This window comes from Pseudomonas chlororaphis subsp. piscium (genome assembly GCF_003850345.1).
Lineage (GTDB): Bacteria > Pseudomonadota > Gammaproteobacteria > Pseudomonadales > Pseudomonadaceae > Aquipseudomonas > Aquipseudomonas piscium.
Window position 1 is genome coordinate 1,524,724 of the sequence record NZ_CP027707.1, and the last position, 26,642, is coordinate 1,551,365.

The following is a 26,642-nucleotide window of genomic DNA, read 5'->3' on the forward strand; positions in this document are numbered from 1 at the left end:
CACCGAAGGGGCCGCAAACCAGGCGACGCGCTACATCTGACAGGGCCGGGATACCGCCTTTGCGCCGGCTACGCCGTCGATCGCAGCCTGCGGCAGCGGCTACAGTTTCGCGGTGATCAGCGGTGCCGGGCGCACAGCAGTCTTGCGCCCGAGCATCACGGTAAGGATCACGCCGACGGCGAACAGCCAGGTGACCGGTTCCACCTGTTCGCCGAAGAACAGCGCCGAGAAGGCGATGGTGAAGAAGATCTGCAGCAGCTGGATCTGGCTGACCCGGGCGATGCCACCCATGGCCAGCCCGGCGTACCAGGCAAAAAAGCCGATGAACTGCGAGAACAGCGCCACGTAGCCGAAGGCCCACCAGGTCTTCGCCGAAACCGCACCCTGATGCTGCGCCGCGAGGTACCACACTGGGCCGATCAACAACGGCGTCGACAGCACCAGCGCCCAGCAGATCACCTGCCAGCCGCCCATCTCCCTGGCCAGCCGGCCACCTTCGGCATAACCCAGGCCGCCGACCGCGATCGCCCCGAGCATCAGCAAGTCGCCGGCCTGGATGCTGCCGGCACCGCTGATCAGCGCGTAACCCAGGACCAGGGCGCTGCCCAATGCGGCACAGCCCCAGAAGGCTTTCGACGGCCGCTCATGGGACAGCCACGCCGCGTACAGCGCCACGCACAAGGGTTGCAGGCCATTGACCAGCGCGCCGTGGGAGGCCGGCAGGGTCTGCATGGCCCAGGCCGACAGCACCGGAAACCCCAGGATCACCCCGGCGATCACCAGGCTCAGGCCCTTGATCTGATGCCAGGTCGGCCACTTTTCCCGCCGCCAGAGCAACAGCAGCGCCGCCGGGATCGCCGCGAACAGCGCCCGTCCCAGGCCATTGAGCAGTGGGTGAAGTTCCTGCACCACGATGCGGGTGAAGGGCAGGGTCAGGCTGAAAATGACCACGCCGAGCAGGCCCAGGGCCATGCCGGTGTTTTCGCGGGAAGACATGATGACAACCGTTTTTTATAGGGAAGGGCAGGTGCGTTTATCTAGCCATAAACCCGCAGGAGCGCCCTGTTACAGCTGTACGCAGAGTTGTCCGTACAGTTCACGCATTCCTGCTTCTGTAGGAGCGAAGCTTGCTCGCGATGAACGATAGCGCGGTGTGTCAGGCAATCCGCGTCGCCTCTATCGCGGGCAAGCCTCGCTCCTACGGGACCGGGGTATTTATGCGTTTCTGGGGTGAGGCGTAGTACCGGGTTATTACCCGACCTCGCGGATAAGGACTACCTTGAACACTCCTGTTTCCCCTTGAAGAGGAGTCATCTCCATGGCCGCGAAAAAAATCCTCATGCTGGTCGGCGATTACGTCGAGGACTACGAAGTGATGGTGCCGTTCCAGGCGCTGCTGATGGTCGGCCACACCGTGCATGCGGTGTGCCCGGACAAAAAGGCCGGGCAGACCGTGCGCACCGCGATCCACGACTTCGAAGGCGACCAGACCTACAGCGAAAAACCGGGCCATCAGTTCGCCCTGAACTTCGACTTCGCCAAGGTCGAGGCGGCCGCTTACGACGCGCTGCTGATACCCGGCGGGCGTGCCCCGGAGTACCTGCGGCTGAACGAAAAAGTCCTGCAACTGGTGCAGGCCTTCGACCAGGCCGGCAAGCCGATCGCCGCCGTGTGCCACGGCGCCCAGCTGCTGGCCGCGGCGGGCATTCTCGAAGGCCGCGAGTGCAGCGGCTATCCGGCCTGTGCCCCGGAAGTGCGCCTGGCCGGCGGGACCTACATCGATATCCCGGTGACGGACAGCCACGTTCAAGGCAATCTGGCGACTGCCCCGGCCTGGCCGGCGCACCCCAGCTGGCTGGCCGGTTTCCTCGGTTTGCTGGGCACCAAGATCACGCTGTAAACGGATGACTCGCCGGCGCTGCTTTTCTGTCAGGAAGCAGCGCCATCGTCCTACTTCCAACAGGGGAACGCCCATCATGTGCGAGCTCTACGTCAAAGCCGACCCGATCCTCTACGAGTCCCGTTCGCGCTCGCTGCGCATCTGCGGGGTGGTCACCACCCTGCGCCTGGAGAACCAGTTCTGGGACATCCTCAGCGAAATCGCCGAAGTCGATGGCATGACCACCAACCAGCTGATCGCCAAACTCTACGAAGAGGTGATGGACTACCGCGGCGAAGTGGTGAATTTCGCCTCCTTCCTACGGGTCAGCTGCACCCGCTACCTGAGCCAGCGCCGCAGCGCCACGCCGGAATTCAGCGTGGTGCGTAGCGCCACCAAATAACCCCGCAACCCTGTAGCCGCTGCCGAGCCTGCGAGGCTGCGATGGTCCGGGCCATGCTGGTCGCAGGACTTCCAGCTTCTGTAGGAGCCAGGCTTGCCGGCGATGCAGGCAATGAGGTGTGTCTGACGTACCGCTATCGCGGGCAAGCCTGGCTCCTACAGAGGCTTGCCCGCACCCGGTTCAGAAGAACCGCGTCACGCTGATCTTGGCGTTGCGCCCCAGGCTCGAGGCGTTTTCACCGCTCAGGGGCGGGCGGTAATCGCGGTTGAACATGTTGTCCAGGGTGAAGTTGACCTCGGTGCCCTTGAGGTACGGCTGCTGCGGTTTCCAGTTGGCGAACAGGCCTTGCACGTTGTATCGCTTGTTCTCGTACTGGTCCCAGTAGGAGTCGCCCGAGGCGCTGGCCGGGCCGCTCGGGTAGATATCGCTCGGCACCCGGTCGGTCTGGCGTACCCACTGGCCCTGCCAGCCCACTTGCGCATCCCACTGCGGGATTTTCACCCCCAGGGTGGCGACCCACTTGCGTGGCGGGATGTCCCGGGCCCAGACATTCGGCCCCCAGGGGTTGGTGTAGGCGCCTTCATGCTTGCCGGTGATCCAGGAGTAGGACAGCGAGCCGAACAGGTAGGTCGAATCGTAGAAGCTCTCGACTTCGAAGCCCTTGATGGTCAGGTCGCCGATATTGCGGTAGACCCCGATGGTCGGCTGGTTGCACACCTGGCCGATGTTCTTGCCGCTGCTCAGTTGCTCGGGGCAGCCGATCCCGAGGTTCTTCATGATTTCGTCTTTGATCTCATTGCGGAACACCGTGGTGCGGATCTGCACGGTATCGGCATCGCTGAACACATTGGAGAAGCTGGTGATGTTACCGGCGCGCAACGCGGTGATGCGCTCCGGGTCGAGGTCGCGGCTGGTGGAGGAGCGGGTGGTGCCGGCCGCCTGGACTTCGTACTGCTCGTCGATCACCGGCGCGCGCCAGGTCTTGCTGTAGTCGGCGAACAGGGCGAATTGCGGGGTGACCGTCCAGAACGCCGACAGCCGTGGCGACCAGCCGGTGTAGGTCTTGTCGCCGTAATCGTGACCGACCACCGGGTTGGGGCTGTTGTAGACCGGCGCGTCGTTTTTCTGCCCGCGGTTGCGCACATGGTCGTAGCGCAGGGACGGGGTCAGGGTGAAGTTGCCCAGGGTGATGGCGTCCTGGATATAGAAGGCGTTGTTGTCGACTTTGCCATGGGGCATGAAGCCCGGTTGGTAATGCCCGTAGTTGTACTTGGGCACCTCATAGGTCTTGCCCGGCATCCACATGTCCACTTCGCGGTTGTGTTTGCGGATCTGGATGCCATTAGTCAGGGCATGCTCCAGCGGGCCGGTGCTGAAGCGGCTGGTGTTTTTCAGCGAGAGGATCTTGTCCTCGTAACCCACGGTGATCTTGCGGCCACCGGAAGCCGGCTGGGCGTAAGCGTTCGGGCCGCGCTCGTCGGTCTGGTCGGTCTTGGAGTCGGAGTACTTGGCCTCGAAGTCGATCCACGGGTTGTCCAGCGGCGTGTACTGGTACTTGGCCTGCCAGGTGGTGTCGATGGTATTGCGCTGGGCCAGGAAGCGCCGGGTGGCGCCGTCGTAGCCGTACTTGTCGATATCGTTCTGGGTCGGTGGCGTCGGGTAGCTCTTGGCCGAGAAGGGTGCCCAGATATCGCTGTTGGAACGCATGTAGCTCAAGCCCAGGCGATGTTCGTCGGTCAGCTGCATGTTCAGCTTGAACAGCTCGCCGTCCAGGTCCTGGGCGGTGTTGGGCAGGCGCTTGGGGTTGATCGGGTAGGCGTTGCGCGGGTCCGGCTGGGCGCTGGCCAGCTTCATGTCGTCGCCGTCGCGTTTGGTCCAGTAGGCCAGGGCGTCGAAACGCCGGTCCTCGGTGCGTCCGTACACCGCGCCGGTGTAGGCCTGCTCATGGCTGTTGCTGCTGTAGCCGTACTTGAGCATGGCGCCAGTGTCGTGGCCTTCCAGCAACAGGTCCGGGGCGTCCTTGGTTTCCATGTGCACGGTGCCGCCGAAACCGCCGTTGCCGGTCTCGGGCGAGTGCGGGCCCTTTTCCACTTCGATGCGCTTGATCAGTTCCGGCTCGATAAAGATCGAGCCCTGCTGGTAGCGTTCGAAGCCGCTCTTGGTCGCGCCGTCGACACTCATCGGCACGTCTTCGGCATCGCCCAGGCCCCAGATGTTGATGGTCTGGCCACCGGGCTTGAGCGAACCGCCGAGGCTGACGCCAGGCAGGGTGGCGATCAGGCTGGGAATGTTGGTGGCCTGGTGGCGATCGATCTCGGCCTGGTTCAGGGTCGAGCGGCCGACCGTGGCGGAGTCCACTTCCAGGCCGCTGCCGATGACGCTCATGGCGCCCAGCTGCAGCGCCGAACTGCGGGTGCTGCTGTTTTCCGCGGGGCGCACCACGTAGGTCTGGTCGACCTTGACCAGGCTGAACTCGCTGCCGCCCAGCAGCTGCTGGATAGCCGCCTCAGGGCTGAAATCGCCCTTCAGCGCCGGGGCCTTCACGTTGCGCAGCAATTCTTCGTCGAACAGCAACTGGATCTTCGCCTGCTGCGCCACCTGGCTCAGTGAGGTTGCCAGCGGTTGGGCGGGCAGGGCGAAGGTGATCTGCTCTGCCTGGATTTGCGCCTGGGCCTGCAGGCTGAACGCCAGGCAGGCGGCGAGCAAGGTCGGACGCGAACAGATGAGCTGCAAGTGATAAGACGCGCGAAACATGAAATCCCCCGGAGCGGCGACAAAGGCCAGAAAAGGTGTGCGCAAACAACGCAGACCGGAGGAAGACGCGTCAGTAAACTAAAACCTCATATGCGAATGCAAAATATTCGCATATGAGTTCAGCGCCTGGCTTCGATGCGTACACGCCCGTCGGCCAGGGCCAGGGTTTTCACCGGAATCAGGGTTGGCAGGGCCTTGATCAGGGCGTCCGGATCCTGCACATCGAGGTTGCCAGAGACCTTGAAGTTGCCCAGGGCGCCGTCGGCCAGTAGCACCGGCTGGCGGCGATAGAGGTTCAGCTCGTCCACCAGACTGGCCAGGTCGCGATTGCGAAAGGCCAGGTGGCCGCCGCGCCAGTCGGCGACCTCGTCGACGTTCACGGGTTGTTCCCGCAAGGTGCCGCTGGCGTAGTCATAGATCCCGCGCTGGCGGGCGCCAAGCAGCAGCGAATCGGGCTTTTGTTCGTCGGGAACGAAGGCCACCTGGCCATGGGCGACGCTGACCACCAGTTGTTTCTCACCGCGTCTTACATCGAAGCCGGTGCCGACCACCCGCACCCGGGCCGCGCCGGAATGCACCCACAGCGGCCGTTCCTTGTCGGCGGCGACTTCCAGGTACAGCTGGCCCCGGTCCAGATAGAAGTTGCGTTGCTGCGCCGTGAAGTCGATGCGCAGGCGGGTGTTGGCGTTGACGTACAGGGTGCTGCCATCGGGCAGGTTGAAGCTGCGCATGCCCTGGTTCTGGGCGGCGATCTGTTGCGAATAGATCGCCGGCGGCGTGCCCAACTCGATGGCCAGCAGTGCGCAGACCAGCGCGGCGGCCACCGCCAGGGCCGGGCGCCAGCGCGGCTTTTTGCGCAGCGGCAGCGGCGTCGGTCGGTTCAGTTGTTCGAGTTCGGCCAGGTCAGCCCACAAGCGCTCGAACTCGGCGTAGGCCCGGGCATGGGCCGGTTCGCTGGACCAGGCCGCGAAGGCGTCGCGCGTGGCCTGGCTGTGGTCCTCGCGATTGCGGGTGAACCAGCCGGCCGCCTGGGCATCGATGCTGTCGATCTCGTGCTCGGTGTCGCGGGGGCGGGTCATTGGGCTTGCTCCTTGCCGTGTTCCTGTTCCAGGCGCTGCTTGCAGTGCAGCAGGGCAAAGGCGATGTGTTTTTCCACCATGCTCAGGGATATGCCCATGCGTTCGGCGATCTGCGCCTGACTCAGGCCTTCGAAGCGGTGCAGCATAAGGGCTTCGCGGCGGCGCGGCGAGAGTTCGGCGAGCACGCTCTTCAAGCGCTCCAGGCGTTGCAGGCGCTGGACCGCGGGCAGTGGCTCGTGGTGTTCGTCGGCCAGCGGCTCGGGTTCTGTTGCATGCGGTTCGTGGTGCACCTTGTGCCTGACCTTCTGCCGGCGCCAGTGATCGCGCAGCAGGTTGCGCGCCATCTGGAACAGAAAGGCGCGGGGTTGTTCGACCTTGGCCCGGTCGCGGTAATCGAGCCATTGGGTGAAGACGTCCTGGGTCATGTCCGCCGCATCGCTGGCGTTGTCCGTGCGTTTACGCAGGTAATGCAGGATGTCCGCATAGAACCCGCGGACGGTGTCCGCCGAGGTGGGGTCGGGCTTGAAGCGAGACATGAAAATCCTTCGCAAGTACTGCCGGGCAGAAAAGTCGCGAATGATATCGAGAATTATTACTATTTGTCTGCATGAGTTTCATGCCATGAACCGGATGCGGTTTTTCCTGTCAGATGCTGCGTGCCTCAGCAACACACCCCAAAACGCTGGTAAATCAGCAAAGACAGGCTTTACTCCGAAGTGCATTCGCATCTTCGGACACTCAGGAGCAGGACCATGGCTGGATGGTATGAATTGAGCAAAAGCAGTGACGGGCAGTTCCGCTTCGTCCTCAAGGCTGGCAACGCTGAAACCATTTTGACGAGTGAGCTGTATTCCTCCCGCAGCGCCGCCGAAAACGGCATCGCTTCGGTGCAGACCAATAGCCCCACCGAGGCCCGCTACGCCAAGGAAGTCTCCAAGGACGGCAAGCCTTATTTCAACCTCAAGGCCGCGAACCACCAGATCATCGGCAGTAGCCAGCGCTATTCGTCCGAGGCGGCACGCGACGGCGGTATTGAAAGCGTCAAGACCAACGGTCCGACCACCACCATCAAGGACAAGACCGTTTAATCTTCTGCCCTGAAACGAAAAGGCCCGACAGGACAACCTGTCGGGCTTTTTGTTGGGCGCTGCTTTTTTGTAGGGGCCAGGCGTGTGTTGTGCCTGATAGACCGCGATCGCGAGCAATCGAGCGTCGACCGGCCGCTCCTACAGAAGCGGGTGACGCCCTGGCTTCTGTAGGAGCCAGGCTTGCCGGCGATGAGGCCCGCAAGATCGCCCCCTACAGCGAAGGCCCGATCAGCGGACTGCGTTCAACATGGCCTGCAATTGATTACGCCCAGCCTCACCCAGCGGGAACACCGGCAAGCGTGGGTCACCGACCTGCAGCCCGGTCATGTTCAACCCGGCCTTGATGGTGGTCGGCAGGCCCCCCTTGAGGATGAAGTCGAGCACCGGCAGCTGGCGGTAGAACAGCGCGCGCGCGAGGTCCAGGTTGTTGTCCAGCACGGCATGGTAGAGGTCCAGGTTGAGCTGCGGGATCAGGTTCGCCGCGGCGGTGCACCAACCCTTGGCGCCGGCGGCGAAGGCTTCCAGGGCCAGTGGGTTGCAACCGTTGTAGAACGGCACCTGGCCTTCGCCCAGCAGTTGCAGCTTGTGCATGCGCTGGATGTCGCCGGTGCTCTCCTTGACCATGGTCACGTTTTCCACGGCATTGAAGATTCGCAGGATCAGCTCCACCGACATGTCGGTGCCGCTGGTGGCCGGGTTGTTGTAGAGCATGATCGGCACGCCGACGCTGTCGCCGATGGCCTGGTAGTGGGCGAGGATCTCGGCTTCGCTGAGTTTCCAGTAGGAAGCCGGCAGGACCATCACCGCATCGGCGCCCTTGGCCTCGGCGAACCGCGCGCGGCGCACGGCCTTGGCGGTGGTCAGGTCGGAAACGCTGACGATGGTCGGCACGCGCTTGGCGATGTGACGGATGCTGAACTCGGCGACCTGGTCCCACTCGGCGTCGCTCAGGTAAGCGCCTTCGCCGGTGCTGCCCAGGGGCGCGATGGCATGCACGCCGCTGTCGATCAGGCGATCGATGGAGCGGCCGAGGGTGTCCAGGTCCAGTTGCTCACTGTTGGCGGTGAACGGGGTGATGGTGTAGCCGATGATGCCGTGAATGTTGGTGTTCGACATGGAGACGCTCCTTTAGCGAATGAGGTGGTTTCAGTTCAGGCAATCGGCGTGTTGCTTGAGGTTCTGCCGAGCGTAGTAGTTGAAGGCGGCGGCGTGACGCTTGGGCTTGGAGATCCAGTCATGGGCCTCGCGGCCGAGCTCCGGCTGGATCGGTTTGATGGTGCCGGCGGCCATGGCCAGCAATTGCAGCTTGGCGGCGCGCTCGATCAACTGGGCGATCACACAGGCTTCCTCGATGCTGGCGCCGGTGGACAGTTGGCCGTGGTGCGAGAGCAGGATGGCGCGCTTGTCGCCCAGGGCCGCGGAGATGATCTCGCCTTCTTCGTTACCCACCGGCACGCCCGGCCAGGCCTCGAGAAAGGCGCAGTCGTCGTACAGCGGGCACAGGTCCATGTGGGAGATTTCCAGCGGCACTTCGATCATCGACAACGCGGCGACGTGGGTCGGGTGGGTGTGGATGATGCAGTTCACGTCGGGGCGGGCGCGGTACACCCAGCTGTGGAAGCGGTTGGCCGGGTTGGGCATGCCGTGGCCTTCGAGCACCTCCAGGTCTTCGTTGACCAGCAGCAGGTTGCCCGCGGTGATTTCGTCGAAACCCAGGCCCAGTTGCTGGGTGTAGTAGGTGCCCGGCTGCGGGCCGCGGGCGGTGATCTGCCCGGCCAGGCCGGAGTCGTGCCCGTTCTCGAACAGGATGCGACAAGTCAGCGCCAGCTTTTGCCGGTCGGTCCACGTATTATCCGCCAGGGTGTTTTGCATCTGGGTCAAGGCTTGCTTGACCAGTTGCTCTTTGGGTAGTGCTAATGTCTTGGCCATATCGGTGTCCTTTGGTCGTTTCAATGGACGTCGGATTTGCCAGCTCCCGCTGCTCGCAAGGTCGTTGGGTGAAAGCAAATGACACTAAAGAGGCTATATGACACTTTGTGTCATTGGCAAGGACAAATCGTCGCCTCCTTGATGGGTTAACCGTTCTACATGTCTATCCGCTTGAAATTATTGAGAAAAAAACTTGGCGTGACGCTGGAGGCCCTGGCCGAGAAATCCGGCATGACCAAGAGTTACCTGTCGAAAGTCGAACGCGGCCTGAACACGCCCTCGATCGCCGCGGCGTTGAAACTGGCCAAGGCGTTGAACGTGAACGTCGAGGAGCTGTTCGCCGAAGACAAGGTCAGCCTCGACAGCTACAGCCTGGTGCGCAGCGACGAACGCCAATCGCTGGCGGCCAACGACCAGGCGCCGGGTTACGCGGTGCTGGCGCATCAGGTCAGCGAGCGCAGCCTGCTGCCGTTCATCATCTACCCGCCCAGGGAGTTCACCGACAAGAGCTTCAAGGAACACCTGGGGGAGGAGTTTCTGTTTGTCCACGAAGGGCAGGTGGAAGTGGATTTCATGAACGAACGGGTGATCCTCAACCGTGGCGACGCGTTGCACTTCAACGCGCAGAAACCCCACCGCCTGCGCTCGGTGGGCGAGGTGCAGGCGCAGTTGCTGGTGGTGGTGCACAGCGGCGAGGAGTGACCCGCTGCGTTATCTGTAGGAGCGAAGCTTGCTCGCGATGGCGTCCTTGCAGGTAGACCGCGGTGCCTGGATCGCGGGCAAGCCTCGCTCCTACGGATAGCGGGTAGCTTTCAGCGCTCGACCGGCACCGACAGCGCAGGCGCGCCCAGGGCATGGCTCTTCGAATCGAAGAAGCGCAGCGTCACCTCCATCCCCTCGAACAGCTTGGCGTAGCGCCGCTTCTGGTTCTGGATAAAGGCCTTGCTGCGCGGCTGGATCGAGATCGCCAGGGTCCGCACCCCGGCCTGGCGGATCGCCTGCACCAGGTGACTGTCCTGGGGGCCGAGCTCGTGGCCGAAGATGCACAGCGCGTCGCTGTGGTTGAGCAACTGCTGGTAGCAGAACGACAGGTAGTCGCTGCTGCGAATGGTCTTGAGCTTGTCCGCCACCGGCCCCTCGCTGACGAACAGCGGCACATCGTCGAGGGTCTTCAGGGTGTTGTTGATGGCGAAGTTGCCCAGCAGGGTGCCTTCGGTGGAGCCCAGCTTGCGCGCGGTGCCGTCCTGGTTGCGCACCAGGTGCAGGCCGCCGTGCAGGTACAGCACGCGGGTCTGTTGGCTTGCGGTCTGGCCGATGTCGAAGCTCGGGTCGGCGCCCTGGAACAGGTCGTCGATGCCCTGGGTATCGTGCTGGATCGCCCAATAGTTGAGCAGGTCGTAGTTGCTAGTGAACACAGTGCGGTAGCGGCGCAGTTCCTGGTTGATCTGCGAAAGGCCCGCCGGCTGCACCAGGCGCCACGGAATGTGCACCGCATGCACGGTATTGATCAGCGCTTCCTTGATCGCGTAGTAGCGATTGCGCGGCGCCGCGGAGCTGACGGCCAGGGCCTTGTTGACCCGGCTGGTGGTTTTCAGCGCGCCCAGCACCTGCTCGAAACTGCGGGTCTGCAGGGCGTCGAACACGCTCAGCTCGGATTGGCTCAGGGGCTTTTCTTCGACGGTGCGGGCGTTCTCGAACAGCGAGTCGTAGGCGAAGTCTTCCCACACCGCTCGGCTGGCGCCGTTGCCGATCAGCAGGCCGGCGATCGGCGTGCTGGCGCGCAAGGCGTTCCAGTCTTCAAGGTCGGTATCAAATTCCTGGAAATCCATCATCGCGGTTCGTCGTCTCAAGGCAGAAGGTGTACAGGGCGCCGACTTTATCACGACCGACCCTTGAGCCAGATCAACAACGCGCGTGACCGATGGGTCGATCCTGTGCGCATTTGCCGGATCGGCACGGCTGATCCGCCCCTAGCCTGGAGGACGCGCCATGAGCAGCACTTTTTTCATTCCCGCCGTGAACATCATGGGTATCGACTGCCTCGACGAGGCCATGGTCGCGATTCGTAACTACGGTTTTCACAAGGCGCTGATCGTCACCGACGCCGGCCTGGCCAAGGCCGGGGTGGCCGGCATGATTGCCGAGAAGCTGGCGATGCAGGACATCGATTCGGTGATTTTTGACGGCGCCAAGCCCAACCCGAGCATCGACAACGTCGAAAAGGGTTTGGCGCAATTGCAGCAGAGCGGCTGCGATTTCGTGGTTTCCCTCGGCGGCGGTTCGCCCCATGACTGCGCCAAGGGCATTGCTTTGTGCGCCACCAATGGCGGGCATATCAGCGACTACGAGGGTCTCGACCGTTCGACCAAGCCACAGCTGCCGCTGATCGCCATCAACACCACCGCCGGCACCGCCAGCGAAATGACCCGTTTCTGCATCATCACCGACGAGAAGCGCCACGTGAAAATGGCCATCGTCGACCGTAACGTCACGCCGCTGCTGTCGGTCAACGACCCTGCGCTGATGGTCGCCATGCCCAAGGGCCTGACCGCCGCCACCGGCATGGACGCGTTGACCCATGCGATCGAAGCCTATGTGTCCACCGCGGCCAACCCGATCACCGATGCCTGCGCGCTGAAAGCCATGACCATGATCAGCCAGAACCTGCGCCAGGCGGTGCACGACGGCAGCGACCTGGTGGCCCGGGAAAACATGGCTTACGCCCAGTTCCTCGCCGGCATGGCCTTCAACAATGCGTCGCTGGGTTTTGTGCATGCCATGGCGCACCAGTTGGGCGGCTTCTACGACTTGCCCCACGGCGTATGCAACGCGGTGCTGCTGCCCCATGTGCAGAGCTTCAACGCCATGGTCTGCGCCGAACGCCTGACCGATGTGGCCCACGCCATGGGCGCGGACATCCGTGGCTTCAGCCCGGAGGAGGGCGCGCAGGCGGCCATCAGCGCCATTCGCGGCCTGGCCCGGGATGTCGAGATCCCCAGCGGCTTGCGTGACCTGGGCGCCAAGCTGACGGACATTCCGGTCCTGGCCGCCAACGCCCTGAAAGACGCCTGCGGCCTGACCAACCCCCGCAGCGCCGACCAGCGCCAGATCGAAGAAATCTTCCGCAGCGCGTTCTGACCCATCCCCATTTCCTGTAGGCGCGAGTTTGCTCGCGATGTCCGTCAAGACAACGCGGGACATTGTCTTGATCGCTGACGCGATCGATCGCGAGCAAGCTCGCTCCTGCAGGAAGGGCACAAATGGGGCTTGCCAAAAAAATGCCTCCAGTGTTTAACTGAGTAATCACTCATTTATCACCAGGCACATCCTTCCCCATGGCCCGTCCCAAAAGCGCAGACAAACGTAACGCCATCCTCAGTGCCGCCATCGAGGTGTTCGCCGAGCAGGGCCTGGCTTCTCCTGCGCTGAAAATCGCCAAGGCTGCCGAGGTCGCCGAAGGGACGCTGTTCAACTACTTCGCCACCAAGGACGATCTGCTCAACCAGCTTTACCTGGAGCTCAAGAGCGAGCTGCGGGATGTGATGATGCCCGATTATCCGCGCGGCGAGACGGTGAAAAAACGTCTGCTTCATGTCTGGCAGGCTTACATCGACTGGGGCGTGGCCGAGCCGCAGAAGCGCAAGGTCATGACCCTGCTCGGCCTGAGCGGGCAAGTCACCGAGCAAAGCAAGTTGAGGGGCATGCAGGACTTCGTCGAGGTCAATACCCTGATCCAGGAGAGCATGGTGTCCGAGATGTTTCGCGCCGAGTCGCCGGCCTTTGTCGCGGCGATCCTGGGGGCCATGGCGGACACCACCGTGGACTTCATCATTCGCGAACCCGCCCAGAAAGAGCAGTACAGCGAGGCGGGGTTCGAGGCGCTGTGGAATGCGATTGCCAGGAAATAAGGCGCAACCTTTGCGCTTTTTTCTTACGCGGAATATGAGTGAGTAATCACTCATTAGCTTGACCTTAGTGTGCAGCAGGAGTGAGTCATGTCCAGAGTCTGGTTGATTAGGGGAAGTGCGAGTGGCCTGGGACGCGATATTGCCGAGGTCGTGCTGGCGACTTTGTCGCCGTCGATGGGCTGCTGGTCTTTCCCGCTCAATAACCAATAGGTATTGCCATGAGAGTTCTGCTATTCGGCGCCACCGGCATGGTCGGGCAGGGCGTCTTGCGTGAGTGTCTGCTGGCCCCCGACGTGCAGGAAGTGCTGGCCATCGGTCGTACGCCGCTGAGCCGTACACATGAAAAACTGCGCCAGTTGCAGCACCGCGATATGTTCGACTACAGCCAGCTGGAGTCGCAATTGCAGGGCTTCGACGCCTGCTTCTTCTGCCTGGGTGTGTCCGCTGTGGGCATGGCGGAAGCGGAGTACAGCCGGCTGACTTACGACCTGACCCTGGACGCCGCCACTATCCTGGCACGGCTCAATCCGCAGATGACCTTTGTCTATGTTTCCGGCGCCGGTACCGACAGCAGCGAGCAGGGGCGAGTCATGTGGGCGCGGGTCAAGGGCCGCACGGAAAACGCCCTGCAGCGCTTGCCGTTCAAGGCGGTCTACCTGTTCCGCCCGGCGGCTATCCAGCCGTTGCACGGCATCCGGTCGAAAACGGCCTTCTACCAGATGTTCTACAGCGTGTTCGGGCCCTTGCTGTCCTGGGCACGCCGACGCTGGCCCAACGCGGTGACCAGCACCGAGGAGGTCGGCAAGGCCATGCTCACAGTGGCCCGGCATGGCGCGCCCACGGCGATCATCGAAGGGGAGGCGATCAACCGGCTTGCGTCCGGGCGCTGAAGGGGCGACCTAATTCGCGAGCAGGCTCATCTCTGCCGTCGGGCTTGTGAAGTCGCCTGTCCCTGCCAAGGCTTTGCCGAGTTTGTCGGCTTGCCAGGCCTGGCCGGTCAGATACTCTTGCATTGCATCCACGATCAGGACTTTCTTCCTACAAGGACTTTGCATGCTGACCGGCCTCAACCACCTGACCCTCGCCGTTACCGATCTGAACCGCAGCCTGGGGTTCTACCGCGACCTGCTGGGCCTGCGCCTGGACGCCAGCTGGGACAGCGGCGCCTATCTGTCGCTGCCGGGCCTGTGGTTGTGCCTGTCGCTGGACCCATCGCACCGCTCGGCGGAAGTGCCGGACTACACCCATTACGCCTTCAGCATCGAGGCCGGGCATTTCGTGGCATTCGCCCAACGCCTGCGCGCCGCCGGCGTGCGGGAGTGGCGCGACAACCGTAGCGAAGGGGCCTCTTTCTATTTTCTCGACCCCGACGGCCACCAGCTGGAAGCCCATGTCGGCGATCTGGCCTCGCGCTTGAGCGCCTGCCGGCAGCAACCCTATGCCGGGATGAGGATATTTACCGACGAATGACCGGCTGCCGCCGCTTCAAGACGCCTGACTGTCGCTGTGACGACCATTGTGGGGTGGTGCGGGAGCGCACAAGCCGGCAGAATCCTGCGATCAAAACCGCGCCACCTTCGGCGCTTCGGAGTGTGGCATGACTTCTTCGCTGTTACTGGCCGTCCTTGCCTCGGGTTTTATCTACGGCATTACTCCCGGGCCTGGCGTGCTGGCGGTATTCGGCATTGGTGCCGCGCGCGGGCGACGGGCCGGGGCTGGCTTTCTCTGCGGGCATCTGCTGGGTGACGTGGTCTGGTGCAGCACCGCGCTGATCGCCATCGTCGGCGCGCGGGAGATCGGCAGCAGCGCCTTCGATGTGCTGGGTGTACTCAGCGGCCTGTATCTGTTCTGGCTTGGCCTGCGGGCGATCCGCAGCCAGCGCGGCAGCGGGCAGGAGCCCCAGGGTCCGGCGCGCCAGCCGTTCTGGCACGGGATCCTGTTCGGCCTGACCAACCCCAAGGCGTACCCGGTAGCGGTGGCGACTTTCACCGCGCTGCTGTCCAGTCGCGCCGAGCTGCTCAACTGGTCGATGCTGCCCTGGCTGATCTTCCTCAGTTTCCTCGGCGGCATCGGCGCATACGCTATTCTCATTGGCATCGTCGGTGCGCGGCGGGTGCGGACCCTGTATCAGCGCCACGAACTGGCGATCACCCGGCTTTGCGGCGTGATGTTCATCGGGTTTGCCATCAACGCCTTGCTGCATGCCGTTCCGGGATTGCTGGCGAACAAGGCATAAAGGCTGTTCGCAAGGTTGCGACAGTCACGGACAAGCAGCGGCTTTGCGCCGCTGCCGGAACCCAGGGATTGATACTCGGCGCTTTATCTTCACAGGCAGTGTCGTTCCCTGATGGCAACCAACAACTCCGCGCCCCTGGCCAGTTTCATCGACCTCCTGCTGGACGCCGTCTGCGCGGTGGATGTGGAAGGTCGTTTCGTCTTTGTCAGCGCCGCCTGCGAACGCATTTTCGGTTACACGCCGGACGAACTGGTTGGCCGGCGCATGATCGAGTTGGTGCACCCCGCGGACCGCGCGCGCACCCTGCAGGCCGCCGACCGGATCATGGCCGGCGAACCCATGCCCAACTTCGAGAACCGCTACCTGCGCAAGGACGGGCAGGTCGCCCATATCCTCTGGTCGGCGCGCTGGTCCGAGGTCGACCAGCTGCGCATCGCCGTGGCCCGCGACATCACCGAACGCAAGCAGGCCGAGTCGCGGCAGGCGGCGCTGTATGCGATCTCCGAAGCGGCCCATGCCGCCGAGGACCTGCTGGCGTTGTTCGGGCGCGTGCACCGGATCATCGGTGAATGGCTGCCGGCGCTGAATTTCTCCGTCGCGCTGTACGACGAGCAATGCCAGGCCCTGAGCTTTCCCTATCACGTCGACGATCGCGAGCGTTGCCCGGAGCAGCCGGGTACGCTGACCGGCAGCCTGTGTGCCGAGGTGATCCGCAGTGGCCAGCCGTTGCTGCTGACCCCTGACGATTATGGGCCGCTGGCGGATGCCACCGCCGACCCGCACTCACCGTGCTGGCTAGGTGTACCGCTGAACTCGCAGAAGGGCACCATCGGCGCACTGATCGTCAAGAGCGCGCCGGGCGACGAGCGATACACCGAGCAGGACAAGGAGCTGTTGCAATACGTCTGCGCCCAGCTCGCCACCGCCATCGAGCGCAAGCAGCTGCATGCGCGCCTGCAGTACATGGCCCAGTACGACCAGTTGACCCAGCTGCCCAACCGCGAATTGCTGCGCGAACGCCTGCGCAGCGCCCTGGCCCGTGCCCGTCGCGAGTCCGGGCGCATGGCTTTGCTCTACGTCGATCTGGACCGGTTCAAGCAGGTCAACGACACCTTTGGCCATGCCGTGGGCGACATACTGTTGCAGGCCGTGGCCAACCGGCTCAAGGCTTGCGTGCGCGAGAGCGACACCGTGGCGCGGATCGGTGGCGATGAGTTCGTGGTGCTGCTCGGCTGTATCCAGCATGCGGAAGATGCCGGCATCGTCGCCGGGAAGATTCGCCAGGCGCTCAACGAACCGCTGCGTCTGGATGGGCATCAGATGAGCATTCTGCCGAGCATCGGCATCGGTCTGTTCCCCGAACACGGCCATGACGAAAAGCAGCTGTTCAAGCACGCCGACGAGGCGATGTACGCTGCCAAGCGCGCCCAGCGGAGCCCGTCCCGGGCCTGAAAGAAGCCGCGGAGCTGATGGTTTTTTGGCAACCGTTCGTCGTGGCCGATGCAACTTTTTCAAACCTTCGATGGCCTGAAAACTCTCACTCTGTGCAGGCGCCGTGCGCCGCCACCTGATCAAAGGAGGCCGACACCATGAGCTTCATGGCCACCCATCTGTCCCGCACCTGCCTCGCGCTGCTGCTCGGCCTGAGCGCCAGCGCGGCGTTCGCCCAATCCCCCGCGGAGTTTATCGACGACGCCTCGGCCAAGGGCATGGCCGACATCGAGGCCAGTCGCCTGGCCCACCAGAAGACGTCCTCCAAGGCGGTCAAGGACTACACCATCCTGGTCATCAACGACCGCACCACCGCCAACCAGCACCTGGCGAAAATCGCCAGGAAACTCGACCTGCCCGTGGCGTCCCGGGAAGAAGTGATCAACAAGGCCAAGGCCTTGATCCCCGAGGTTCCGGAAGGCGAAGCCTTCGATGCCGCCTATGCCGAGAGCCAGGTCAAGGCCACCGAAGAAGCCATCGAGCAGATCCAGCAACAGGCCGAAATCACCGAGGTCCCCGAGCTCAAGGCCTTCGCCGAAGAGACCCTGCCGAAACTGCAAAACCACCTGCAAATGGCCAAGGCCCTCAAGGCTGGCCGGGCCTTGGATCAGTTGGATGGTTGAATGCCGTCTTGCAGCGGTTTCTCCAGCCGCTTGAGAACCAGCCCATCCCGGCATTCTCTCTAGAGTGGGGGCGTCTTTCTTTGTAGCGGTTTGTGTCTAGTATCAAGTGGTAGTCGATTTGCCATCACGCTAAAACACGGATCGAAACAGGTAAGAGGCCACTCATGGAATTTTTCGAGAAGTTAACCAGTCTTGCTGCCAAGGTACGTCTGCAGGGAGCAGCTATTCAGACGGAGGAAGCGACAAAAAATGCTTTTGTCATGCCCTTCATCAGCACGGTGTTGGGTTATGACGTATTCGATCCGACGGAGGTGACGCCAGAGTTTGTCTGCGATATAGGAACCAAGAAGGGCGAGAAGATCGATTACGCGATTATGAAAGATGGGGAGGTTCAGATCCTCATCGAGTGCAAGAAGATCGGCGAACCCTTGCATATCAATCATGCGTCGCAATTGTTTCGTTACTTCCATGTCACCAGTGCGCGTATTTCCATCCTTACCAATGGCCAGGTTTATAAGTTTTTTACCGACCTGGATGCTCCCAACAAGATGGATGAGAAACCCTTCCTTGAACTGGATTTGCTCGATATCGACGAGTATTCGGTGCCAGAGCTGACCAAGCTGACCAAGTCGTCTTTTGATGTGGAGTCGATTATCAGCGCGGCAGGTGAGCTGAAGTACGTTAGCCAGATCAAAAAAGTCATCGCTTCTCAGGTTAGTAAGCCAGACGATGACTTCGTCAAAGTCTTTGCATCGCGGGTATACGACGGAGTGATTACCCAAAAAGTCCGTGAGCAGTTTTATGAGCTGACTCGAAAAGCGGTGGGGCAATTTCTCAATGACCAAATCAATGATCGTCTCAAGTCTGCAATGAGTGGCGCTATCCAGCCGTCTCTTTCGGTTGCCTCCTCCTCCGGAGCGGGGAGTGCCGATAACGATGATGCAGAGACAGCGGACGATAAGGTGCTGACGACGCTGGAGGAGCTTGAGGGCTATCACATCGTACGTGCGGTGGTTCGCTCTGTGGTCGATGCCAAGCGTATCGTCCAAAGGGACACTCAGAGCTACTTCGGTATATTGCTCGACGACAACAACCGAAAACCGATTTGCCGCCTGCATTTCAACCGTTCACAGAAGTACATCGGGATTTTTGACGAGGAAAAGAATGAAACCCGTCATCCGATCAGCTCTGTCGATGAGATCTACGAGTACTCCGATCACCTGAAAAAAACCGTCGGGTATTACGACTAGAAAATCTTCATTTGGTACGAGTTAAAGAACCGGTGGGCTACGCCGGTTCTTTTTTGTCTGACTCACTCCGCCAGCGTCACCTCGATTTCCCGTTTGAAATACCCCAGTACCTGGCACTGGGTGTCGACCAGCATGAAGTAATCTCGCAGGTTTCGACGCCGCCAATGGCGATCTTGTAGGTCAGCACGCTGTGCTCGGCGCGCAGGGCGATGGTCCGGTCACGGAGATGAAAGACCTGACCGATGCTGGCAACTATGTTCAAAGCGTCGTTGGTCCCATCGACCTGGGCCCTCAGACCCAATTCGCCACCGGCCTGACTCTCTACCTTCGCTCATCAAGAGCGTTTGAGCGGGGTATCGGATTGGCCTCGGGGCCCGCTGATTTCACGCTGGAACGCCGCTTGTGCCCGGGCGCAGGTGAGGATGCGGTAGCGCGTGCTGCGTGAGACGTTTTGGTCGCGAAAGCGCTGGTACACCGGCTGAAAGATGGTGCGGTCCAGGTTGGGTTGCGCAGCGTTCAGGTAGGCCTCGCAAAGCCGGTCGTAATCCTGCTGCGAGATGAAGCGCCGGAACCAGAAGCGGTAGAAGTAACCCAGCAGGAAACCCAGGCTGAAGTCGCGGTCGAGTACCGAGTGGGCGCAGCACTCGAAGTCGATCAGGCGCAGTTGGCCGTCGGCGGCGACCAGAATGTTTTTCGGGTGGGGGTCCATGTGCACGAAGTCGTCGTCGAGCATCTGGCCGAACAGCCGGAAGATCGCCGACAACAGGGTTTCGGCCTGCTCGGGATGGGCCAGCAGGTGGTCGTCGACACTGCAATGATCCGCCCAGAAACCCACCAGCAAGTACTCTTCGCGCAGGAACGGAAAGCGCCCCTTGTAGCCAAACGCCGAGACCTGGGGCGAGAGGGCGGATTTGCCCGACACCACCGACAGGTTGATGAATTCATTGGTCAGGTCGTGCAGGCCGAAGCTGCGCTTGAGCCCGAGGAAGTTCTGCAGCTGCTTTTTCCAGTGAGTCAGGCGGTTGCGCTTGAGCACCCATTGGCGTTCGCCTTCGAGCAGGAAGACGCCCCGGGTGTCTTCCGGAATATCCAGCGTGGGGTATTGCTCGGGCTTGGCAAAAAAACGCCGTATCAGCCTGTCCAGTTCGTGCCGATGGGATGGATCGAAATGGAAGGTCACGCCATTGATCTGCTGCCGATGCAGCGTTCGGGTGAAGCTCCTGAGGTGAAGCATGTAGGGTTCCTGGCCTTGGATGGCGAACGAGGGGTGGCGCTGTGAGCCTGTGCTGATACGCGGGCCGAAAGGGCGCGCATCATAATTCATCGCAGGTCCTGGCGTTCACGAAATTCATCCGGGTTCTGCGGCCTTGTGTGCCCTGGCGATGGAAAAAAACATGCAACGATTTGTCCGGCCGCAGACCGTGTTGGTCGGGGCTGAGTCGGCTCGTGGAATACTTCAGTGCATAGCGTTCTGGCGGAACTGCCGTGGGCTGACGCCGGTCAGGGCCTTGAACTGGCGGCTGAAGGCGCTGTGGTCGGTGTAGCCGCATTGCAGGGCGACGTTGGTGATCGGCAGTTCGCCGAGCAGCAGGCGCGAGGCGTGTTCCAGGCGCACCTTATGGATCATCTGCCGTGGGGTGAGGTGGAGGATGCGTGTGCAGTAGCGCTCCAGCTGGGCGATGGACAGGTCGGCGATCAGCGTCACCTCGATCTCCCGTTTGAGATACCCAGTACCTGGCACCGAGTCGGACCGAGGGCGCGCGCGCAGCCTCAGGTATTGACCAACCAGCGAGCCTGGCGACTGCTGCGCCAGTTGAAACTGCTCAGTGCCAGCAAGAGTAAGAGTATCGAGTAGATGGCGTAGGTCCCGAGCTTATCGTAGGCCCAACCCGCCAGCAGAATGCCAACGAGTCCGGCAAAGCGGCTGATGAAGTCGATCGAGCCATACCAGCTGCCAATGATTTCCTTGGGCACGGTGAGCTGGATGGCACTGGCCGTGGTACGAAAATACAGCGTGGTACCGAACTGGAATACGAACATGCCGGTGCCCGCGAGCCAGATGTTGCCGCGCAGGCATAGCGTGATGCAGACCCCCGAGATCATGATCAGGTGGGACAGCAATATCGTGCCCGGCACCCGGGAGGCCTGGCCACTGGCGCGCAAGGCGAGTCCGCCGGCTATGGCACCTGCTGCTCCAACGGAGAACAGGTAGCCGGTCTGTGCCTCGGAAAACCCATGAAAGCCCCGCAGCAGGGGGACCCACAGGAGCGCCAGCACGCTGACCACCAGCAGGCAGGTGGCATAGGAGGCGAGGAAATACCGCCAGCGTGGAGCGCGCAACAGATCGACAGTGGCTCTTGACGCGCCGGTGACACTTTCCTGGAAGCGTTGGGCAAACGACATGCTGCAGATATCGAGGGTCGAGGTCTTCTCATTCAAGGCGCTCAGGCTGATCGTCAAGGCGAGCGCCGCCAGCATGAAGGCAATGGAGGCCAGCAGTGAGATCGACAAGCCGAAGCTGAAGATGACCAGGGCGCCGATGACCGGCCCCAGGGTCCTGGCGACGCCATTGAAGGTGGCGAGCAGGCCGTTGATTCTGGGGATGTTGTCAGCGGTGAAAAGGAAAGGGATCAAGGCAAACATGATCAGCCGTGAGTACTGATGGATCAGGTCGACGAAGAAGGCAAAAAACCACACCCACTCCACGGAGCTGTCGTAGATCCTGAGGACAAAAACGGCCAGGGCAAACACCGCAATGTTGACCAGTTGCGTGGCAATGAACAGTTTCCATTTGTTGAAACGATCGATAAAACCCGCGCCTAGCAGGGTCACCAGTATTTCAGCGCTATAGCCGACGGCGTAGGTGGTGGTAACGGCGAGCGTCGTTCCGCTGATGGAGTAGGCGAGGTTGGCGAATACCAGGTCGTAGATGGCTTCGGAAAGTATGAGTAACACCCCCAAAGCCACAAAGGACCACACGGACCGCGCTGTTGAACTGAAGGAGGTGGGCACAGAAATTTAATCCGTTAAATTTTCTATCACGGGGCCAGGGCGTCGATGTGGGCGGGCAGGCGCGGCTGGGCTGTTCAACGTTTCCGGGGTGTTTTTCTCGTTGCCATCTTATGCCGTGCGGGGGCATGAAAAATAGCGGAGTCATGGGGCCGATATGGAACATTAGGTTATGAGCCAGGGGCTTCTGGCTCTAACGGGATGCTCTTTTATCCAGTGCCTGGCCCCAGGAAAAGTGGGCCCAGGTCAGTGCGCGGCGTTCTGCCGAAACTGCCGTGGGCTGACGCCGGTCAGGGCCTTGAACTGGCGGCTAAAGGCGCTGTGGTCGGTGTAGCCGCATTGCAGGGCGACGTCGGTGATCGGCAGTTCGCCGAGCAGCAGGCGCGAGGCGTGTTCCAGGCGCACCTTGTGGATCATCTGCCGTGGGGTGAGGTGGAAGATGCGTTTGCAGTAGCGCTCCAACTGGGCGATGGAGAGGTCGGCGATGTGGGTCAGGTCGTCGAGGCGAATGGCTTCGTTGTAGTGCTCGCGGATATGCCGGTCCACCGCGGCCAGGCGTTCGTAGGCCGGGTGCGCGTCGCGGGCGGCCTGCAGGTCGAGGGAGATGCCGGCCATGCCGATGATCCGCCCGTCGCGCCCGTGCAGCGGCAGCTTGTGGGTCAGGCACCAGCCGGGTTCGCGGCTGCCGTACAGGTGCAGTTCCAGTTGGCCCTTGATGGTGATGCCCTGGCGCAGCACGCGCTGGTCCTGCTCGGTATAGACCGGGCCGAGCACGGCGGGAAACACCTCGGCCGAGGTCTTGCCCAGCAGCGGCGTGACGTTCTTGAAACCGCAGCGCTGGGCCAGGGTCAGGTTGGCGGTGAGGTAGCGGGCTTGCAGGTCCTTGATGAAAAACACCGCGTTGGGCAGGGTGTCGAGCAGCGGGATCACCAGGGCCATGCTGCCCAGCAGGTCGTGAATGTCCTCGGGCGCCTGGCTGGCGATGGCTTCGGGCAGGCGGTGCAGCTGAGCGGTGTCGATCATCAAGGGCTGCTCTTGTTAGGGGGCGGGGCGCGCCCCGCGACTTTGGGTCTACTGGCTCATCCTTGAATTCCGCGGCGCCATTGGCGGGCGGCCAGCGGCAACGGTCTGCTCTTCACTTCACGCCGGGCGTCGATGATTCCATCAGCAAGGTCTCGATCCGCGCCGGCACCAGGGGCGCTCGTGGTGTCGGCGCGGCCCAGCCGAACAGGGCCTGTGCCGCCGTGGCGCAGACCCGCCCCTGGCAGGCGCCCATGCCGCAGCGGCTGTGCAGTTTGGCCTCGCTCCAGCCCGCTTCGCCAGCCACGGCGGCGTAAGGCACATCCTCGCAGCGGCACAGCAGCGTATCAGGTCGTGCCAGGCACAGAAGCGCGGGTTGCAGAGCGAAGGTTTCACTCACTCGCTCGGCGAACGCCTGCCAATGGGCCCGACGCTGGATCAGCGCGGTGGCCTCCTGGGTCTGCCCGCTGGCGGCCAGCCCGGCGATCTCGCCTTCGACCCTCGCCAGTTCGCTGCCGCCGACCCCGGTGCATTCGCCGGCCGCGTAGACCTGAGCCAGGCTGGTGCCCTGGTAACGGTCTACCGCGATGGCATTGGCCTGTAGCTGGCAACCGAGATGGCTAGCCAGGGTGGTGTTGGGCACCAGGCCGAAACCGCAGGCGAGACGTTCGCAGGGTATTTCCCGAACCTGCTCGCCCTGCTGGATACGCACCGCTTCCAGGCGATCGTCGCCCAGGGCTTCGAGCACATGGGCGTTGTAGCGATAGGCTGTGGTGGCCAGCCCGGCGGCCTGGCCGAGCTTGGCCGGCCAGCGCCAGAGCCCGGCGGTGAATGTCGCCAGTGCGGCCAATGGGGCTTGTTCCAGGACCGCCTCGACCCGGGCACCGGCCTGGCGGGCGGTGGCGGCGCTGGCCAGCAGCAACGGCCCGCTACCGGCGATGACCACCCGCTCGCCAGCCACCGCCAGGCCGTTTTTCAGCAGGGCCTGTAAGGCCCCTGCGCCGGTCACTCCGGGCAAGGTCCAGCCGGGGAAGGGCAGCAGCAGTTCGCGGGCGCCGCAGCACAGAATCAGGCTCTGGTACTGGACGAGCAAAGCCTGCTCGGCATTTTCCAGGAGCAGGGCATTGGCGCCGGCGCCGGCCACCACCCGGGTGCCCGGCAGGTAGCGCAGCCGCGGATGCTCCAGCACTTGCAAGGCTTCGCGGGCGATACCGGGGAGCGCGACGCCTGGCCCATTGCGCCAGATCTGACCGCCGGGGCGCGGGTTGTCGTCGAGCAGGACGATGGAGAGCTCGCTGCGGCTTGCCGCCCGGGCCGCAGCGAGGCCCGCCGGGCCACTGCCGACGATAAGGATGTCGCAGGTCAGGCGCTGTTGGTTCATGGCGTGCGCTCCACATGCATGCCTTCGCGGCACAGGGTCTGGCAGGCCAACTGGCGCCGGCCGTCGATGGTCATGCGGCATTCCTGGCAGATGCCCATGCCGCAGAAGGGCGCCCGGGGCTGGCCGGTGCAGGAGGTTCGGGTACGAGGGTCGCCGCTGCCGGCGATGGCGGCGGCGACGCTCAGGCCATCGCCCACGGTCAGCGCCTGACGGTCCAGGTAAATGATCATGGGGCGCCTCCAGTCAGGGTGGTGGTCAGCTCGGCGAAGCGTTCGGGGCGATAGGCCTGGGCGTCGATATCCGGCCGTTCGCCGAGCATCAGATGGGCCAGCAGACGGCCGCTGCCGGGGGCGGTGGTGACGCCCAGGCCTTCATGACCGACCGCCAGCCACAGGCCTTTGTATCGTGGATGTTCGCCAAGGATCGGCAGGCCATCCGGGGTGGCGGCGCGAAAGCCGGTCCAGGCGCGGATGCCGTTCAGTTGCGCCAGCCCCGGCAGATAGGCCACGGCCCGTTGCAGCATCGGTGTCAGCACCTCGGGCTCGATGGCCGGGTCGAGAGTGTCGAACTGTCGGGACGAGCCGATCAGCAATTGCCCGGTCGGCCGTGGCTGCACATTGAACGCCACCGAGGTGCCGTTGCTGGCGTGGGCGCTGGCGGCGTAGCCCAGCTCCACCAGTTGGTGGGACACCTGTTGCGGGTAACGATCGGTGATCAGCAGATGGCCTTTCTTCGGCCGCAGCGGCAATTGCGGCAGCAGGCTCCGCGCCGCCAGACCGTTGGCCAGCACCAGGTACTCGGCACGCAGCACGCGTCCGTCATCCAGCTCCACGCGCTGGGCGGCGATGGCGCTGACCCTGGCCCGCTCGCAGCTGATCCCCGGTGTGTTGTGCAACAGCCAATGGGCCGTGGCCGGGGCGTAGAGGATGCCGTCGCCGGGGATCTTCAGGGCGCCGCCAAGACCTTTGCGCAACATGGGTTCGAGCTCGGCCAGGGTTGTACTGTCGAGCAATTCTCCCGTCACCCCGTGTCGGGCCAGGGTCGCCTGCTTGGCCCGGGCCAGGTCCATTTCCGTCGGGTCCGCGGCCAGCCACAGGGTGCCGCAATTGCGGTAGGCACAGGCGGCCGGCAGGTGCGCGCGCAGTTGGTTCCACAGGCCGATGGAGTAGCGGCTCAGCGCCAGTTCGGCGGGGTTGTCGTCCATCGCCACCAGGTGGCCCATGCCCGCGCCGGTGGCGCCGCCGCTGGCGTTGTCGAGCACCCGCACCCGCAGGCCACGGCGAGCCATTTCGTGGGCACAGGCGGCTCCGACTATGCCGCCGCCAATCACCAGTACATCGGCTTCGGCCGGCTCGCTCACGAGAGGATGCCCCAGCCGAAAGGATCGCTGTCTTCGATCAGCAAGGTGGCTTCGGCGCTGATATGGGCGGTGCCGCGAATGGTCGGGATAACCTGCTCGCCCACCTGCTCATAGCTGGCGCTGAACTGGCTGCCGATCACGCTGGCCTGACGCCAAACCGCCCCGGGCGCCAGCTTGCCATCGGCGGCCAGGCAGGCCAGCTTGGCGCTGGTGCCGGTGCCGCAGGGGGAGCGGTCGTAGGCCTTGCCAGGGCACAACACGAAGTTGCGGCTGTCAGCATTCTCGTCGTCGGCGAACAGCTCGATATGGTCGATCACGCCACCGTCGGCACCGCTGATACCGGCGGCCTCCAGGGCTTCGCGCACAGCCCAGGTGTAGTGGGTCAGGGCTTCGACGTTGTCCAGGGCGATGCGCTGGCCATGCTCGCTGATCAGGAAGAACCAGTTGCCGCCCCAGGCGATATCGCCGCGGACGGTGCCGTGGTTGGGCAGCTGCAGCTCGACGGCGCTGCGGTAACGGTAGGCCGGCACGTTATGCACGCTGACCGAGAGGTCGTCGTGCAGGGTGGCGCTGACGGTGCCCACCGGGGTTTCGATGCGGTGCACGCCGGGTGCGATGCGGCCCAGGTGATGCAGCGAACGCACCAGGCCGATGGTGCCGTGGCCACACATGCCCAGGTAACCGCTGTTGTTGAAGAAGATCACCCCGGCACAGGCATCCGCCGCCTGGGGTTCGCACAGCAGGGCCCCCACCAGCACGTCGCTGCCCCGCGGTTCCAGCACGCAGGCTGTGCGCCAGCGATCGTGATGCTCTTGGAGGATCGCCAGCCGTTCGGCCATCGAGCCGCTGCCCAGATCGGGAAAGCCGTCGACAACCAGGCGAGTCGGCTCGCCCCCTGTATGTGAATCGATGACGGTTATTTTTTTCATGGCATCACCTGACGGAAAAGGCCTACAGATTGGCTCGGGAAAGGGCCGTATCGCTTGTGGGTTTTCTCTGCGGCGGATGACGAAATCGGCACAGCGCCAATTTTGTAGCCGCTGCCGAGGCACGAGGCTGCGATCGGCTGCGCAGCAGTCGTAAACCCGGCAACTCGGTTTGTCAGAGAGACCGAGGACACAGGGCTGGCGGCCGCTTCGTCGGAATGCCGCCCAACCCGATCGCAGCCTCGTACCTCGGCAGCGGCTACAGGTGTGCGGTGCGGCTGCTGGCGCAGGGGATTTCAGGCGGGT

Annotated in this window: 26 protein-coding genes and 1 pseudogene; 12 read left to right on the forward strand and 15 right to left on the reverse strand. The window is 63.0% G+C overall.

Going from position 1 to position 26,642, the window contains the following annotated elements:
- Window positions 1-99: 99 nt before the first annotated feature.
- Complete coding sequence (locus tag C4K38_RS06965; protein ID WP_053277767.1) at window positions 100-996, reverse strand: DMT family transporter; 897 nt, start codon at window positions 994-996, stop codon at window positions 100-102.
- Between the two features lie 322 nt (window positions 997-1,318).
- Between C4K38_RS06965 and C4K38_RS06970 the strand changes: the two genes are divergently transcribed.
- On the forward strand, window positions 1,319-1,900 hold the full coding sequence (locus C4K38_RS06970; RefSeq protein WP_053277768.1) for a DJ-1/PfpI family protein: 582 nt from the start codon (window positions 1,319-1,321) through the stop codon (window positions 1,898-1,900).
- Window positions 1,901-1,976: 76 nt separating this feature from the next.
- Window positions 1,977-2,282, forward strand: a complete 306-nt coding sequence (locus C4K38_RS06975; protein ID WP_053277769.1) for a ribbon-helix-helix domain-containing protein — start codon at window positions 1,977-1,979, stop codon at window positions 2,280-2,282.
- 180 nt (window positions 2,283-2,462) lie between these two features.
- Here C4K38_RS06975 and C4K38_RS06980 read toward each other — a convergent pair whose 3' ends face one another.
- The 3 genes from C4K38_RS06980 to C4K38_RS06990 all read right to left on the reverse strand — a co-directional run bounded on the left by C4K38_RS06980 (window position 2,463) and on the right by C4K38_RS06990 (window position 6,651).
- Window positions 2,463-5,036, reverse strand: coding sequence for a TonB-dependent receptor (locus C4K38_RS06980; RefSeq protein WP_053277770.1), 2,574 nt, complete (start codon window positions 5,034-5,036; stop codon window positions 2,463-2,465).
- Window positions 5,037-5,155: 119 nt separating this feature from the next.
- Window positions 5,156-6,115 (reverse strand): FecR family protein, encoded by a 960-nt coding sequence (locus C4K38_RS06985; RefSeq protein ID WP_053277771.1) that lies wholly within the window; start codon window positions 6,113-6,115, stop codon window positions 5,156-5,158.
- Entirely contained in the window at window positions 6,112-6,651 is a 540-nt protein-coding gene (locus C4K38_RS06990) for an RNA polymerase sigma factor (protein WP_053277772.1), read from the reverse strand. Before C4K38_RS06990 ends, C4K38_RS06985 begins: the two co-directional genes overlap by 4 nt.
- A 216-nt stretch (window positions 6,652-6,867) precedes the next feature.
- On the opposite strand from C4K38_RS06990, the gene C4K38_RS06995 reads away from it, so the two are divergent.
- Complete coding sequence (locus C4K38_RS06995) at window positions 6,868-7,203, forward strand: YegP family protein (RefSeq protein ID WP_025803954.1); 336 nt, start codon at window positions 6,868-6,870, stop codon at window positions 7,201-7,203.
- 228 nt (window positions 7,204-7,431) lie between these two features.
- On the opposite strand, the gene C4K38_RS07000 is transcribed toward C4K38_RS06995, so the two are convergent.
- Complete coding sequence (locus C4K38_RS07000) at window positions 7,432-8,319, reverse strand: dihydrodipicolinate synthase family protein (protein ID WP_053277773.1); 888 nt, start codon at window positions 8,317-8,319, stop codon at window positions 7,432-7,434.
- A 30-nt stretch (window positions 8,320-8,349) separates the two neighbouring features.
- Window positions 8,350-9,132 (reverse strand): aldolase, encoded by a 783-nt coding sequence (locus C4K38_RS07005; protein ID WP_025803956.1) that lies wholly within the window; start codon window positions 9,130-9,132, stop codon window positions 8,350-8,352.
- A 159-nt stretch (window positions 9,133-9,291) separates the two neighbouring features.
- On the opposite strand from C4K38_RS07005, the gene C4K38_RS07010 reads away from it, so the two are divergent.
- Window positions 9,292-9,834 (forward strand): helix-turn-helix domain-containing protein, encoded by a 543-nt coding sequence (locus tag C4K38_RS07010; RefSeq protein WP_007922237.1) that lies wholly within the window; start codon window positions 9,292-9,294, stop codon window positions 9,832-9,834.
- Window positions 9,835-9,944: 110 nt separating this feature from the next.
- On the opposite strand, the gene C4K38_RS07015 is transcribed toward C4K38_RS07010, so the two are convergent.
- Window positions 9,945-10,964 (reverse strand): DUF4917 family protein, encoded by a 1,020-nt coding sequence (locus C4K38_RS07015; protein WP_053277774.1) that lies wholly within the window; start codon window positions 10,962-10,964, stop codon window positions 9,945-9,947.
- A 157-nt stretch (window positions 10,965-11,121) separates the two neighbouring features.
- On the opposite strand from C4K38_RS07015, the gene yiaY reads away from it, so the two are divergent.
- The 8 genes from yiaY (at window position 11,122) to C4K38_RS07055 (ending at window position 18,640) form a co-directional block, all read left to right on the forward strand.
- Window positions 11,122-12,270, forward strand: coding sequence for an L-threonine dehydrogenase (gene yiaY / locus C4K38_RS07020; protein ID WP_053277775.1), 1,149 nt, complete (start codon window positions 11,122-11,124; stop codon window positions 12,268-12,270).
- Between the two features lie 197 nt (window positions 12,271-12,467).
- The gene (locus C4K38_RS07025; protein WP_053277776.1) at window positions 12,468-13,040 is read left to right on the forward strand and encodes a TetR/AcrR family transcriptional regulator; all 573 of its coding nucleotides are present in this window, start codon (window positions 12,468-12,470) and stop codon (window positions 13,038-13,040) included.
- Between the two features lie 218 nt (window positions 13,041-13,258).
- Complete coding sequence (locus tag C4K38_RS07030; RefSeq protein WP_053277777.1) at window positions 13,259-13,930, forward strand: NAD-dependent epimerase/dehydratase family protein; 672 nt, start codon at window positions 13,259-13,261, stop codon at window positions 13,928-13,930.
- A 163-nt stretch (window positions 13,931-14,093) separates the two neighbouring features.
- Complete coding sequence (gene fos, locus C4K38_RS07035) at window positions 14,094-14,510, forward strand: fosfomycin resistance glutathione transferase (RefSeq protein WP_053277778.1); 417 nt, start codon at window positions 14,094-14,096, stop codon at window positions 14,508-14,510.
- 127 nt (window positions 14,511-14,637) lie between these two features.
- On the forward strand, window positions 14,638-15,276 hold the full coding sequence (locus C4K38_RS07040) for a LysE family translocator (protein WP_009047449.1): 639 nt from the start codon (window positions 14,638-14,640) through the stop codon (window positions 15,274-15,276).
- Between the two features lie 111 nt (window positions 15,277-15,387).
- Window positions 15,388-16,728 carry a sensor domain-containing diguanylate cyclase gene (locus tag C4K38_RS07045; RefSeq protein WP_053277779.1) on the forward strand — a complete coding sequence of 447 codons (1,341 nt, stop codon included), beginning with the start codon at window positions 15,388-15,390 and terminating at the stop codon, window positions 16,726-16,728.
- A gap of 137 nt (window positions 16,729-16,865) precedes the next feature.
- Window positions 16,866-17,390: a DUF4142 domain-containing protein gene (locus tag C4K38_RS07050; RefSeq protein WP_053277780.1), complete on the forward strand. Its 525-nt coding sequence runs from the start codon at window positions 16,866-16,868 to the stop codon at window positions 17,388-17,390.
- A 164-nt stretch (window positions 17,391-17,554) separates the two neighbouring features.
- Entirely contained in the window at window positions 17,555-18,640 is a 1,086-nt protein-coding gene (locus C4K38_RS07055; protein ID WP_016702104.1) for a type I restriction endonuclease, read from the forward strand.
- A gap of 334 nt (window positions 18,641-18,974) precedes the next feature.
- On the opposite strand, the gene C4K38_RS07060 is transcribed toward C4K38_RS07055, so the two are convergent.
- The 8 genes and pseudogenes from C4K38_RS07060 to C4K38_RS07095 all read right to left on the reverse strand — a co-directional run bounded on the left by C4K38_RS07060 (window position 18,975) and on the right by C4K38_RS07095 (window position 26,339).
- Window positions 18,975-19,874, reverse strand: a complete 900-nt coding sequence (locus tag C4K38_RS07060; protein ID WP_053278329.1) for an AarF/UbiB family protein — start codon at window positions 19,872-19,874, stop codon at window positions 18,975-18,977.
- A 222-nt stretch (window positions 19,875-20,096) separates the two neighbouring features.
- A pseudogene (locus C4K38_RS07065) lies at window positions 20,097-20,348 on the reverse strand (helix-turn-helix domain-containing protein); the annotation flags it as partial.
- Between the two features lie 62 nt (window positions 20,349-20,410).
- Complete coding sequence (locus C4K38_RS07070; RefSeq protein ID WP_053278330.1) at window positions 20,411-21,607, reverse strand: MFS transporter; 1,197 nt, start codon at window positions 21,605-21,607, stop codon at window positions 20,411-20,413.
- A 288-nt stretch (window positions 21,608-21,895) separates the two neighbouring features.
- Window positions 21,896-22,672 (reverse strand): AraC family transcriptional regulator, encoded by a 777-nt coding sequence (locus C4K38_RS07075; RefSeq protein WP_053277783.1) that lies wholly within the window; start codon window positions 22,670-22,672, stop codon window positions 21,896-21,898.
- A 112-nt stretch (window positions 22,673-22,784) separates the two neighbouring features.
- Window positions 22,785-24,050 carry an NAD(P)/FAD-dependent oxidoreductase gene (locus tag C4K38_RS07080; RefSeq protein WP_053277784.1) on the reverse strand — a complete coding sequence of 422 codons (1,266 nt, stop codon included), beginning with the start codon at window positions 24,048-24,050 and terminating at the stop codon, window positions 22,785-22,787.
- Entirely contained in the window at window positions 24,047-24,280 is a 234-nt protein-coding gene (locus C4K38_RS07085) for a 2Fe-2S iron-sulfur cluster-binding protein (protein WP_023968126.1), read from the reverse strand. The genes C4K38_RS07080 and C4K38_RS07085 overlap by 4 nt, the downstream gene beginning before the upstream one ends.
- Window positions 24,277-25,410, reverse strand: a complete 1,134-nt coding sequence (locus C4K38_RS07090) for an NAD(P)/FAD-dependent oxidoreductase (protein ID WP_053277785.1) — start codon at window positions 25,408-25,410, stop codon at window positions 24,277-24,279. Before C4K38_RS07090 ends, C4K38_RS07085 begins: the two co-directional genes overlap by 4 nt.
- Window positions 25,407-26,339 (reverse strand): 4-hydroxyproline epimerase, encoded by a 933-nt coding sequence (locus tag C4K38_RS07095; RefSeq protein ID WP_053277786.1) that lies wholly within the window; start codon window positions 26,337-26,339, stop codon window positions 25,407-25,409. Before C4K38_RS07095 ends, C4K38_RS07090 begins: the two co-directional genes overlap by 4 nt.
- Window positions 26,340-26,642 lie beyond the last annotated feature (303 nt).